General features: G+C 70.8%; 10 protein-coding genes. All 10 read right to left on the reverse strand.

Annotated elements, in window-relative coordinates:
- Positions 1–446 precede the first annotated feature (446 nt).
- Complete coding sequence (tyrS, locus tag ABF401_RS15805; RefSeq protein ID WP_353510532.1) at positions 447–1706, reverse strand: tyrosine--tRNA ligase; 1260 nt, start codon at positions 1704–1706, stop codon at positions 447–449.
- A gap of 193 nt (positions 1707–1899) precedes the next feature.
- Positions 1900–2580: a DNA-3-methyladenine glycosylase gene (locus ABF401_RS15810; protein ID WP_353510533.1), complete on the reverse strand. Its 681-nt coding sequence runs from the start codon at positions 2578–2580 to the stop codon at positions 1900–1902.
- A gap of 4 nt (positions 2581–2584) precedes the next feature.
- Positions 2585–4021, reverse strand: coding sequence for an argininosuccinate lyase (gene argH / locus ABF401_RS15815; RefSeq protein WP_353510534.1), 1437 nt, complete (start codon positions 4019–4021; stop codon positions 2585–2587).
- A gap of 30 nt (positions 4022–4051) precedes the next feature.
- The gene (gene argR, locus ABF401_RS15820) at positions 4052–4537 is read right to left on the reverse strand and encodes an arginine repressor (protein WP_353510535.1); all 486 of its coding nucleotides are present in this window, start codon (positions 4535–4537) and stop codon (positions 4052–4054) included.
- A complete protein-coding gene (locus tag ABF401_RS15825; protein ID WP_353510536.1) occupies positions 4534–5715 on the reverse strand; it encodes an acetylornithine transaminase in 1182 nt (393 codons plus the stop codon). The genes argR and ABF401_RS15825 overlap by 4 nt, the downstream gene beginning before the upstream one ends.
- Positions 5712–6680, reverse strand: coding sequence for an acetylglutamate kinase (gene argB / locus ABF401_RS15830; protein ID WP_353510537.1), 969 nt, complete (start codon positions 6678–6680; stop codon positions 5712–5714). Before argB ends, ABF401_RS15825 begins: the two co-directional genes overlap by 4 nt.
- Positions 6677–7837 (reverse strand): bifunctional glutamate N-acetyltransferase/amino-acid acetyltransferase ArgJ, encoded by a 1161-nt coding sequence (gene argJ / locus ABF401_RS15835; protein WP_353510538.1) that lies wholly within the window; start codon positions 7835–7837, stop codon positions 6677–6679. Before argJ ends, argB begins: the two co-directional genes overlap by 4 nt.
- A complete protein-coding gene (gene argC, locus ABF401_RS15840; RefSeq protein ID WP_353510539.1) occupies positions 7834–8886 on the reverse strand; it encodes an N-acetyl-gamma-glutamyl-phosphate reductase in 1053 nt (350 codons plus the stop codon). The genes argJ and argC overlap by 4 nt, the downstream gene beginning before the upstream one ends.
- A 166-nt stretch (positions 8887–9052) precedes the next feature.
- Positions 9053–11614: a phenylalanine--tRNA ligase subunit beta gene (pheT, locus tag ABF401_RS15845; RefSeq protein WP_353510540.1), complete on the reverse strand. Its 2562-nt coding sequence runs from the start codon at positions 11612–11614 to the stop codon at positions 9053–9055.
- Position 11615: 1 nt separating this feature from the next.
- On the reverse strand, positions 11616–12686 hold a 1071-nt coding region (gene pheS, locus ABF401_RS15850; protein WP_353510541.1), incomplete at its 5' end, for a phenylalanine--tRNA ligase subunit alpha.

Genomic DNA, 12686 nt, shown 5'->3' on the forward strand with positions numbered 1-12686 from the left:
GCGCGAGGACACAACCAACCACCCACAAAGGCAGCCAGCCACACCCCCACAACGAGGTAATTGGCATCGATTTTTGACACGCTGTTGAGTTCTCAAGAACCGGACACACACCATCAACCAGCCAACAGCCAGCCTCCGGGGCAACCCTTCTACTTTACCCGCCGCTCCGGACCGAGTCAAACTTGCGACCCGCTCGAGGAGCGGTCGAGCCAACCCGCCTGACGTCGGCGGTACCCACGAGCGAGTGGACCAGACCCTGGTCTCTCTTGCTCGAAGGTTGTCTGCCCCGGGACCGGCCTACTTCGCTCGGCGATATTTGCCGCCGCTGTGGCGTCCGTTCCTCCCTGTCGGGCTGACGAAGAGAACACTAGCCCGCGGCCGCCGCGAATGCCAAATCGCCCCTGCGAAGGCCCCAAAAGGGACGATCCGCCCCGCATCGGCCCTGGTCAGGCGCGCCGCGCGGCAGCCAGGCTCTTGCGCCCGCGTTTCAGCACCGCCACCCGGCCGTGCAGGAAATCCTCCGAGTCGAGGACGAGCTCCGGATCGGTCACCTTGACGTTGTTGAGCGATGCCCCGCCCTCGCCGATGGCTCGTCTGGCCGCCTTTCGCGACTCGACCAGTCCGGCGGCGACCATGGCATCGACGAACGAGGTCCCCACCCCGACGTCGGCTCCGGGCAGCTCGCTCGTCGCGTCGATGAGGGTCCCGACGTCGAGCACGTCCAGCTGCCCCTTGCCGAAGAGCGCCTCACTTGCGGCCTGGACTGCTTCGGTCGCCTCCGCGCCGTGCACGAGGGTGGTGACGTCAGCGGCCAGAGTCCGCTGAGCCGCCCGACGGAACGGCTCCTCCTCGACCTGCCGTTCGAGCTCGGCGATCTCCTCGCGGCTGCGGTCGGTCAGCGCCTTGAGCATCGCCACGACCGACGCGTCCTCGACGTTGAGGAAGTACTGGTAGAAGGCATAGGGGCTGGTCATGTCCGCGGACAGCCACACGGCGTTGCCCTCCGACTTGCCGAACTTGCGACCGGAGGAGTCGACGAGCAAGGGCGTGGAGAGAGCGTGGACGGAGGCGCCTTCGGCCCGGTGCACGAGGTCGACGCCCGCCGTGATGTTGCCCCACTGGTCGCTGCCCCCGATCTGCAGGTGGCAGCCGTGCGCCCGGAACAGGTGCAGGTAGTCCAGCGCCTGGAGCAGCTGGTAGCTGAACTCGGTGTAGGAGATGCCCTGCTCGCTCTCGAGGCGCCTGGCGATCGCCTCCTTGCGGATCATCTGGTTGACCCGGAAGTGCTGGCCAACCTCACGGAGGAAGTCGAGCGCGCTCAACGGGGCAGTCCAGTCGAGGTTGTTGACGAGGATCGCCGGGTTGTCCCCCTCGAAGTCCAGCAGCGGGCCGACCAGCCGCTGGATCCGCGCCACGGACTCGGCGATCGTCTCCTTGTCCTGCAGGACCCGCTCGGAGTCCGGCTTCGGGTCACCGATGAGGCCGGTCGAGCCGCCGACGAGGCAGATGACCCGGTGCCCGGCCGCCTGCATCCGCCGGAGCACGGAGACCTGGACGAAGTTGCCGAAGTGGAGCGAGGGCGCGCTCGGGTCGAAGCCGCAATACAGCGTCACGGGTCCCTTCGCGAGTGCGTCGCGCAGCGCCGCCTCGTCGGTGGTCTGTGCCACCAGGCCGCGCCACTGCAGCTCGTCGAAGATGTCCGTCACGGGGATCGCGTTCCTCTCGGTTGCGTTGTGTCATCGGCCGGACCGTGTGCCCACCGCGTCACAGACTGCCCTACCGGGTGCTGGGCGGGCCAATGAGAGCGGGGCCCGTCCCAGATCACGACCACGATGGCGTATGCCGCCGGGCTCGCCGGGTGCCCAACGGCAGGAACGGCCGGGGGCTCGGTCGCCATGCTCAGGTCGTGACCGTCCGTGGCCTCCTGCGCACGACACCGGGCCGGTATGTGGATACCGTCGGCTCGCCGTCGAGCCAGAACCGCCATGGGAAGACCTTCTCGTCCCCACCCGGCCCGCTCACGCCCACGCGGGGGCCGGTCCGGATGCGCTCCCGGTCGACCTCCCCCTTCGGAGGGCTCACGACGAGGTCGACCGGCTCGCCGATCGATGGGCGGCAGAAGTCACGTCCGGTCTCGTCGCGACCCAGCGCGAGCACCTGGCCCATCCGACCGGGACCCCTGGCCCAGTCGCGGTGCGGCATGCCGGGGCGCCGGTCGCCGGCACGGTCGTGGCCGGCGACGACCTCGCCGCCCCTGAGCAACACGGCGGACGCGCTGCCCTCGTGGCCGACGACGAGGTTGGCGCACCAGTGGTTGCCGTAGGTGAAGTAGACGTAGAGGAAACCGGCCGGCCCGAACATGACTCGGGTCCGCGGCGTCGGGCCCCGGTAGGCGTGCGAGCCGGGGTCGATCTGGCCGGCGTACGCCTCGACCTCGGTCAGTCGGACGGTGACTCCGGCGTGCGTGACGTGACAGCCGAGCAGGTCCGGTGCGACCTCGAGGACCGGTCGCGCGAAGAACGAGCGCGGCAGCCGATCCGGGCGGTGCCGCGCAGGGTCCACCTGGTCGCGGGGGGTCACGCGGTCAGACGCTACCGGCCGCCCAGGACCGTGCCGCAGCCGAGGCCGCCTTGGCGGACTCCAGCTGCTCGCTCACCCGGACCGGGGCCGTGCCCCCGACCGCGTCACGTGAGGCGATGGAACCCTCCACGGAGAGCACCGAGCGCACGCCCGGGGTCAAGTGCTCGCTGATGCGGCCGAAGTCGTCGTCGGTCAGGTCCCACAGCTCGATGCCGCGCGACTCACACTCGCGGACGCAGGCCCCAGCCACCTCATGGGCGACGCGGAACGGCACACCCTGGCGGACGAGCCACTCGGCGATGTCGGTGGCCAGGGCGAACCCCTGTGGCGCCAGGGATGCCAGCCGCTCGGTGTGGAAGGTCAGCGTGGCGACCATCCCGGAGAACGCCGGCAGCAGCACCTCGAGCGTGTCGACCGCGTCGAAGACCGGCTCCTTGTCCTCCTGAAGGTCCCGGTTGTAGGCGAGCGGCAGGGCCTTGAGGGTCGTCAACAGCCCGGCGAGGTCTCCGACGATCCGGCCGGCCTTCCCACGGGCGAGCTCTGCCACGTCCGGGTTCTTCTTCTGGGGCATGATGCTCGACCCGGTCGAGTAGGCATCGTCGAGCGTGATGAAGGAGAACTCCCGGGTCGCCCACAGGACGACCTCCTCGGCGATGCGAGAGATGTCCACTGCCGTCATCGCGCAGACGAACGCGAACTCTGCGGCGAAGTCGCGAGACGCGGTCCCGTCGATCGAGTTCTCGACGGCTCGGGCGAAGCCGAGGTCCTTGGCGACGACCTCCGGGTCGAGACCCAGCGAGGAGCCGGCGAGCGCACCGGAACCGTAGGGCGACGCGTTGGTCCGCACGTCCCAGTCGCGGAGGCGGTCGATGTCGCGGAGCAACGCCCAGACGTGCGCGAGCAGGTGGTGCGAGAGCAGGACGGGCTGGGCGTGCTGCAGATGCGTCCGCCCGGGCATGGCGACCCCCGGGTGGGCATCCGCCTGCCCGATGAGGGCGTCGACGACATCGAGCACCAGCCCCCCGACGACCCGGGCATGCTCGCGCAGGTACATCCGGAAGAGCGTGGCGATCTGGTCGTTGCGTGACCGGCCGGCTCGCAGCCGCCCACCCAGCTCCGGGCCGATCCGGTCGATGAGCCCACGCTCCAGCGCCGTGTGGACGTCCTCGTCCTCCTCGGCAGGGGCGAAGACGCCGGACCGGACGTCCTCCTCGAGGCGGTCCAACCCGGCCACCATCCCGGCGAGCTCTTCGTCGGAGAGGAGCCCAGCGGCATACAGCACTCTGGCATGTGCGCGTGAGCCGGCGATGTCCTGGGGCGCGAGCCGCCAGTCGAAGTGGGTGCCCTTGGAGAGCGCAGCGAGCGCCTCGTCGGGGCCGCTCGCGAAGCGGCCGCCCCACAGGCTGAGCGGGGTGGCAGGGTGCGGCGCATCGGCGGTCATCGGGAAGGCTCCTCGGGGTGTTGCGGGCGGTCAGTCTCGAGATCCGACGAGGCCCTGGAGACGGGTGGCGATCGTCGCCGCGTCCTTGTCGGACGCGGCCACGAGCATGATGGTGTCGTCGCCGGCGAGCGTGCCGAGGACGGCGGGATCGCGGGTCTGGTCGATGGCGGACGCCAGGTAGTTGGCCGCGCCGGGCGGCGTGCGCAGGATGACGAGGTTCCGAGCGGGGGTCGCGGAGACCAGCAGCTCCTCGCAGGTGCGCCGCAGCCGGGCACTGGCGGTGCCGGCGATCGACCCGGTCGCCGCGACGTCGCCGCCGTCCCCCGGGATCGCGTAGACGAGGGCGCCTCCCCGACGGACCTTGACGGCACCCACTTCGACGAGGTCACGCGACAGGGTCGCCTGGGTCACCTCGATCCCCTCGGCGACGAGGAGGTCGGACAGCTCGCCCTGGCTCCTCACCTCATGCTCATCGAGCAGCTCGAGGATGCGCGCCTGGCGCTGCGTGCGGCTCATGCGAGCCTCCGCGCGGCGTCGAGGATCGCAGGAAGTGCGTCGACGAAGCTCGTGAGCTCGTCCTCCGCGATGACCAGTGGCGGCGCGAGGCGCAGCGCCGTCGGTGTCACGGCGTTGACGATGAAGCCTGCGTCCCTGGCGGTGGCCATGGCGGCAGGAGCAGGTATGCCGCTGAGCTCGATCGCGCGCAGCAGGCCGCGTCCGCGCGTGGCTGAGACGCCGGCGACGTCGAGTGTGTCGAGCAGCGCGCCGACGCGCACGGCGTTGCCGAGCAGGTCCTCCCGCTCGATCGTGTCGAGGACGGCGAGCCCCGCGGCGCACGCGAGCGGGTTGCCCCCGAACGTGGTCCCGTGCTGGCCGGCGGCGAGCAGGCCCGTGGTCCGGGCGCCGAAGGTGACGAGGGCACCGATCGGGACGCCGCCCGCGAGACCCTTCGCCAGCGTCATGGCGTCGGGGACGATGCCGGCGTCCTGGTGCGCGAACCAGCGGCCGGTGCGGCCGACACCGGTCTGGATCTCATCCAGGACGAGCAGGGCGCCGTGGCGGGACGTCAGGCTGCGAGCCAGCCGGAGATAGTCGGCCGAGAGCTCCCGGACCCCGGCCTCGCCCTGGATCGGCTCGACGAACACCGCCGCCGTCCGGTCGTCGATCGCAGCAGCCAGGGCCGCCTCGTCGTTGGGCGGGACGAAGGTGACGTCAGGGATGAGCGGTTCGAAGGGCTCCCGATAGGCCGCCTTGTGGGTCAGCGCGAGCGCCCCGGTGGAGCGCCCGTGGAACGAGCCCTCGAGTGCGACGAGGCGCGTCCTGCCCGTGCGGCGCGAGAGCTTGATGGCGGCCTCGATGGCCTCGGTCCCGGAGTTGGCGAAGAAGACGCCCGAGCCCGCGGGTGCCCCGGCAAGGGACAGCAGCCGTTCGGCGAGCAGGATGGCCGGCTCGGAAGTGAAGAAGTTGCTGATGTGGATGGCCTGCTCAGCCTGCTTCGCGACCGCCTGCACCAGTGCGGGGTGGCCGTGGCCGAGTGCGTTGACCGCGATCCCGGAGAGGAGGTCGAGGTACCGCTTGCCGTCGACATCGGTGACCCAGCAGCCGTGCCCGGACGCCAGGACGAGCTGCGGCTGCCCGAAGACCTGGACCAGGGCGCCCGCGTACCGCTGGAGCAGGTCGGTGCCCACGGTCATGACGCGCCTCCGGCTGCTGCACTGCTGGTGCTCGGGTTCGGAGCGGGCAGGACCATCGTCCCGATCCCCTCGTCGGTGAAGATCTCCAGAAGGATCGAGTGTGGCTGGCGACCGTCGACGACGTGCGCCTGGGGGACGCCGCCCGCGACGGCCCGGATGCAGGCCTCGAGCTTGGGCACCATCCCCTCGTCGACGCGCTGGAGCAGGTCTCTTGCCGCGGCGACATCGATGGAGGACAGGAGTGAGGAACGGTCCGGCCAGTCGGCGTAGATGCCCTCGACGTCGGTCAGGACGACGAGCTTCTTGGCGTCGAGGGCGACGGCCAGAGCGGCCGCGGCGGTGTCGGCGTTGACGTTGAGGACCTGGCCGTTCCCGTCGAGGTCCGGTGCCACCGTGGACACGACGGGGACCCGGCCCGCGGCGAGGATGTCCAGCACTGCCGACGGGTTGACGCTCTCCACGTCACCGACGAGGCCGAGGTCCACCAGCTCGCCGTTGATCTCGGTCCCGCGTCGGCGGGCTCCGAGGAGGCCGGCGTCCTCGCCGGACAGCCCCACCGCGATCGGTCCGTGCTGGTTGAGCAGCCCCACGAGCTCCCGACCGACCTGACCGGTGAGGACCATCCGAACGACATCCATGACCTCCGGCGTCGTGACGCGCAGTCCGCCCTTGAACTCGCTCTCGAGGCCGAGGCGAGCGAGCATCGCCTTGATCTGAGGGCCGCCGCCGTGGACGACGACGGGCCGCAGCCCGGCAAAGCGAAGGAACGCGATGTCCTGGGCAAACGCCTTCTTCAGCCGCTCGTCGACCATCGCGTTGCCGCCGTACTTGACGACGACGAGGGCGTCCCGGAAGCGCTCGAGCCACGGCAGCGCCTCGACGAGCGTGGCGGCCTTGCCCGCGGCAACCCGGATGCTGGCCGCGTCGATGAGTCCGCGGAGGGCGTGGTGGGGGTGTGCCGTCATGTGCTGTAGGCCGAGTTCTCGTGGACGTAGTCGTGGGTCAGGTCGTTGGTCCACACCGTTGCGGTCTCGGTGCCGGCGTGGAGGTCGACGAGCACGTGGACGTCCCGCTGGTCGAGGTCGACGAGCGAGCGATCCTCCCCCACTCCTCCGGACCGGCACACCTGCACGCCGTTCATGTGGACGTCGAGTTCCAGCGGGTCGAAGGCCGCCTGCGTCGTGCCAACCGCGGCGAGGACCCGACCCCAGTTGGGGTCGTTGCCGAAGATCGCGCACTTGAAGAGGTTGTTGCGGGCGATGGAGCGCGCCACCTCCAGTGCATCGTCGACCGACGCTGCTCCGCGCACCTCGATGGCGATCTCGTGGGCCGCTCCCTCGGCGTCGGCGATGAGCTGGCGGGCCAGGCTCGAGCACACCGCGGTCAGGGCGCTGGTCAACGTGACGTGGTCGACGGGCATCCCCGAGGCACCGGAGGCCAGGACGACCACCGTGTCGTTCGTCGACATGCAGCCGTCCGAGTCGATGCGGTCGAAGGTGGCTGCGGTGGCCGAGCGGAGTGCGGCGTCGAGATCCGCTGCCGAGACCGCCGCGTCGGTGGTGAGAACGACGAGCATCGTGGCCAGCGCGGGCGCGAGCATCCCGGCGCCCTTGGCCATGCCGGCAACGGACCAGCCGTCTGCGGAGTACCCGGCGACCTTGTGGACCGTGTCCGTCGTCCTGATGGCCTCGGCGGCGTCCGCGAGGCCGTCCGGGGCCAGCGAGCCGGCGGCCGCGTCGACGCCGGCGAGCAGCATGTCCATCGGCAGCAGCTCCCCGATCAGGCCAGTGGAGCAGACGACGACGTCCCCCGGGGAGATGTCGAGGACCTGGGCGACGTGCTCGGCCGTGCGGTGGGTGTCGGCAAAACCCTGGGGGCCGGTGCACGCGTTGGCGCCGCCCGAGTTGAGGACGACGGCGTCGACCCTGCCGTCCCTGACGACCTGCCGTGACCAGGTCACCGGCGCGGCCTCGACGCGGTTGCTCGTGAAGACGGCGGCCCCGGTGTGGTCCGGACCGTCGTTGACGACGAGGGCCAGATCGGGCGTGCCGCTCGCCTTGAGCCCGGCGGTGACGCCCGCGGCACGGAAGCCGCGGGGCAGCTGGAGCGTCTCGCCCGTCACGGTGCCACTCCCGCGACCGGAAGACCGGTGGTCTCGTCGAGGCCGAGCGCGATGTTCGCACACTGCACGGCCGCGCCGGCGGTGCCCTTGGTCAGGTTGTCGACGGCGGAGACGACCACCACCCTGTTGGCCCGCTCGTCGACGGCAACCTGGACCTGGACGTTGTTGCTCGCCATCACGTCTGCGGTCCGTGGCCACTGGCCCTCGGGCAGGACGTGGACGAACGGCTCGTCCTCGTACGCCCGCTCCCACGCCGCGCGGACGGTGTCGGCCCTCGTGCCGGGAGCCAGCCGGGCCGTGCACGTCGCGAGGATCCCCCGTGCCATGGGCGCGAGGGTCGGGGTGAAGGAGACCGTCACTGCGGCGTTGGCGGCCCGGCTGAGGTTCTGCTCGATCTCCGGAGTGTGCCGATGCACGCCCCCGACCCCGTACGGCGACATCGAGCCCATCACCTCGCTGCCGAGCAGGTGCGGTTTCAGTCCTTTCCCAGCACCGGAGGTCCCCGAGGCTGCGACGACCACGATGTCGTCCGGGGCGAGCACTCCGGCCGCGAGCCCGGGTGCGAGCGCGAGCGAGACCGCCGTCGGGTAGCACCCCGGAACGGCGATGCGTCGCGCCCCGCTCAGCAGGCCGCGCTGCTTGGCCTGGAGGCTGCCCGCGCTGACCGGCAGCTCCGGCATGCCGTAGGGCCACGAACCCGCGTGGGGCGTGTCGTAGAACGTCGTCCACGCATCGCCGGACTCGAGCCGGAAGTCGGCACCGCAGTCGATGACGACGACGTCGTCGGGCAGCTGCGCAGCGAGGGCGGCCGAGTGACCGTGAGGCAGCGCGAGGAAGACCACCTCGTGCCCGGACAGGGTCTCGACCGAGGTGTCCTCGAGGCGTCGTCCGGCAAGCGGCGTCAGCTGGGGATGGATCGCCCCGAGGAGCTCACCGGCGCTGCCCCCCGCCGTCACGGCTCCGATCTCGAGGTGCGGGTGGGCGAGCAGGAGCCGGAGGATCTCCCCGCCGGCATACCCGCTCGCCCCCGCTACTGCTGCCCTGGTCACGATGCATGACTATACACGTCCATGCATACACCTGCAGCCGGCCGGCATCTCCTCTCCGCGGCCGACATCCCAGCAACACACCGGGCAACGGCCAACTGCGAACGGTTTTTTCCGCGGTGGATTGACTGCTGCTCGGGGTGTTGCGGTGGCAAGGCCGACGGCGCGGTCAGCGCTGGATCGCGCCGACCGCCTCTGCAGCGGCGGCGACGGCCGCGTCCCGGAAGCCGTTGACCTCGTCGGTGGTCAGGGTCCGGTCCGCGGCCCGGAACGTCAGGCGATAGGCGAGCGACTTGTGCCCCTCGTCGATCCGCTCACCCTCGTAGACATCGAAGAGGGAGACGAGCTCGAGGGCCGGCCCGGCCCCGGACCGGAGTGCCGACTCGACGTCAGCCGCAGCGACCTCGGTCCGCACGAGAAGGGCGATGTCGGTCATGGCGGGCGGGAATGTGGAGAACGGCTCCGCCTGGACTGCCCGATCACTCGCCGCGGTCAGGACGTCGACATCGATCTCCGCCGCGACCGTTCTCGCGGGCAGCTCCAGCGCCGTGAGGACTTTCGGGTGAAGCTCGCCTGCGTGGCCCACGAGGGTTCCGTCGGTGAGCGTGATCCGCGCGCACCGGCCCGGATGCCAGGGAGCATGGTCGGGGTCGGCAGCGACGACGACCGGGACGACGAGGGCAGCCGCGACCGCCTGGACGGCCGAGACCATGTCGCTCCACTCAGCCGGCCGACCCGGACCCCACCAGCCGGCGCGCTCGATGAGGCCGGTAGCGATGAGGCCGACGCGCCGCGGCTGCGGGGGGACAGCGGCATACAGCTGCTCGAGCTCGTCGTCCGAGGGACGCGCTGACACGCCGGGGATGGGAGCGCGGCGGAGCGGGCCGCCGGGACGGAAGACGAGGCCCATCTCGAAGAGCGCCACATCCTTGTGCCCGCGCGAGACGTTGCGCCGCAGGACGTCGACGAGGCTGGCGAGGACGGAGGTCCGCATGAGCGGGCGTTCCTCGGACAGCGGGTTGGCGAGCCGGACCGCACGGCGCCGGTCGTCGTCGTCGGGCAGCATCAGCTGGTCGGCCAGCTCCTCCGAGACGAACGGGTAGCTGAGCACCTCGGTGAAGCCGGCACCGGCGAGCGCGTCGGCGACAACCCGCCGGATGCCCTGGCCGTGGGTGAGCCCCCGTCCCTCGCTCGGGGTCGGCGTCACGGACGGGATGTTGTTGTAGCCGTCGATCCGGGCGACTTCCTCCGCGTAGTCCGGTGCATCAACGAGGTCCGGGCGCCACGAGGGCGGAGTGACGTCGACGTGGCGGGGGTCCTCGAGCTCGGCGACGTCGGCGCCGAGGTCACGCAGGATCCGGACCACTCGATGCCGTGGGTAGTCCACCCCGACGATCCGCGAGGGCGCGGTCACGTCGAGCCGGAAGGCATCTCTACTCGAGGTCCGGTCGACATCGGTCACCCCGGGGTCGACCTGCCCGCCGCCGTGCTCGACGAGCAGACGCACCGCCAGCTCCGCAGCCGCGGCGGGAACGCGGGGGTCGACCCCCCGCTCGAAGCGCTTGGATGCCTCGCTGACGAGCTTGTGCCGACGGGACGTCCGCGCCACGGAGGTGGGGTCGAAGTGGGCAGCCTCGATGAGCACGTTCGAGGTCGTGGCGCTCACCTCCGAGGATGCTCCACCCATGACTCCGGCCATGCCGAGGATGGCCTCGCCGCTCCCGTCGCCCTCGTCCGTGATGAGCAGGTCCTCGGGATCGAGCGTGCGCTTGATGCCGTCGAGCGTGGTCAGCGTCTCTCCACGCCGGGCCCGACGGACGACGATCGGTCCCCCGAGGGTGTCAAGGTCGTAGGCGTGGAGCGGCTGGCCGAGCGCCATCATGACGTAGTTCGTCACATCGACCGCGAGCGAGATCGGTCGCATGCCCATCTGGGCGATCCGCTTCTGCATCCACGTGGGTGAGGGCGCCGAGGCGTCGACTCCGCGCACGACTCGCGCCACGAACCGGTCGCAGCCCTCGACACCGTCGATCGGCGCCTCGTCCTTGAGCACGACGGCGTACCCGGCGTCGTTCGCTGCGGGGGTGTCGACGAGTGCTGGGTCGCGGAACCCGCCTGCCGGGCTGCCCTGGCTGTGCCAGTACTCGCGCGCCAGGCCGCGGACCGAGAAGCAGTAGCCCCGGTCGGGCGTCACGTTGGCCTCGATGGTCTCCTCACCCAGTCCGAGGAGGGCGATGGCATCGTCGCCGGGCTGGACGCCGGCCAGGTGCTCCTCACCGAGGAGGCGGGAAAGGACGATGATCCCCGCGTGGTCGTGCCCGAGCCCGATCTCGTCCTCGGCGCAGATCATGCCGTTGGACACGCGTCCGTAGGTCTTGCGAGCGGAGATGTGGAAGCCACCGGGCAGGATCGCTCCGGGCAGGACGACGACGACGAGGTCGCCCACCTCGAAGTTGGTCGCACCACAGACGATCTCCTGGTGCTTGCCGTCGGTGACCATCTGGCCGTGCTGCCCGACGTCGACGGCGCAGAAGCGGATCGGCTTGCCGTTCTTCTGGATCGTCTCCTCGAAGTCGAGGACCCGGCCGACGACGAGGGGCCCGGTGATGTCGCCGCCGTGGAGGTCCTCCTCCTCGAGCCCGACAGCGACGAGCGAGGCGGCGACGTCGACGCCGGTCGCTCCCGGGGCGAGGTCGGTGTACTCGGCCAGCCAGCTCAGGGGTGCCCGCATCTCAGACCTCCATCCCGAACTGCCGTGAGAAGCGCACGTCGCCCTCGACCATGTCGTGCATGCCCTGGACCCCGTGGCGAAGCATCAGCGCCCTTTCGATACCGAGCCCGAAGGCGAAACCGGAGTAGACGTCCGGGTCGATTCCGCAGGCGCGCAGCACCTTGCGGTTGACCATGCCGGACCCGCCGAGCTCGATCCAGCCGGACCCACCGCAGGTCCGGCACCCGTCCGGGCCGGGCGCTCCGTGGCAGGCGAAGCAGACGAAGTCGGTCTCCATCGACGGCTCGGTGAACGGGAAGTACGATGCGCGCACCCGGGTCTGGGTGCCCTCACCGAACATGATCTGGACGAACGCATCGATCGCACCTCGCAGGTGCGCCATCGTCAGTCCCTTGTCCACGGCGAGGCACTCGATCTGGTGGAAGACCGGAGTGTGCGTCGCGTCGAGGTCGTCCGTGCGGTACACCTTGCCGGGCGCGACGATGTAGATCGGCGGCTGCTGCTCGAGCATGGTGCGGATCTGGACCGGGGACGTGTGCGTGCGCAGGACGAGGCCGGAGTCGACCGGGTCGAGGAAGAAGGTGTCCTGCATCTGACGGGCTGGATGGTCCGGACCGAGGTTGAGGGCGTCGAAGTTGAGCCATTCCGCCTCGAGCTCCGGTCCCTCGGCGACCTCCCACCCCATCCCGACGAAGGCGTCGACGAGCCGCTGGGACACCAGCTCGATGGGGTGCCGCGCGCCGAACGGGCTCCGGACGACGGGAACCGTGACGTCGACCCGCTCCTCGACGAGGATGCGTTCGTCGCGCTCGGCCTCGAGCTCGGTCTGGCGGGCGGTGAGCGCCGAGGCGACCCGCCCCCGCGCCTGGCCGACGCGCTTGCCGGCCTCGGCCTTGGCGCTCGGCGGCAGGGCCCCGATCTCGCGGTTGGCCAGTGCCAGGGCGCTCTTCTCACCCTGGTGCGCGATGCGGACGGCCTTCAGGTCGTCGAGCGAGGCGGCTGCCGCGATGGCACCCAGAGCCTGCTCGACAGCGGTCTCGACCTGCTCCGGGGCGAGGGCGGAGACCTCAAC

The organism is Intrasporangium sp., from assembly GCF_040414665.1.
Classification (GTDB): domain Bacteria; phylum Actinomycetota; class Actinomycetes; order Actinomycetales; family Dermatophilaceae; genus Intrasporangium.

Excerpts from the sequence above, each read along its gene's own strand:
- argH (WP_353510534.1), bottom strand. The coding sequence starts at position 4,021 with ATGACCGCCGATGCGCCGCACCCTGCCACCCCGCTCAGCCTGTGGGGC.
- argR (WP_353510535.1), bottom strand. The coding sequence starts at position 4,537 with ATGAGCCGCACGCAGCGCCAGGCGCGCATCCTCGAGCTGCTCGATGAG.
- ABF401_RS15825 (WP_353510536.1), bottom strand. The coding sequence starts at position 5,715 with ATGACCGTGGGCACCGACCTGCTCCAGCGGTACGCGGGCGCCCTGGTC.
- argB (WP_353510537.1), bottom strand. The coding sequence starts at position 6,680 with ATGACGGCACACCCCCACCACGCCCTCCGCGGACTCATCGACGCGGCC.
- pheT (WP_353510540.1), bottom strand. The coding sequence starts at position 11,614 with ATGCGGGCACCCCTGAGCTGGCTGGCCGAGTACACCGACCTCGCCCCG.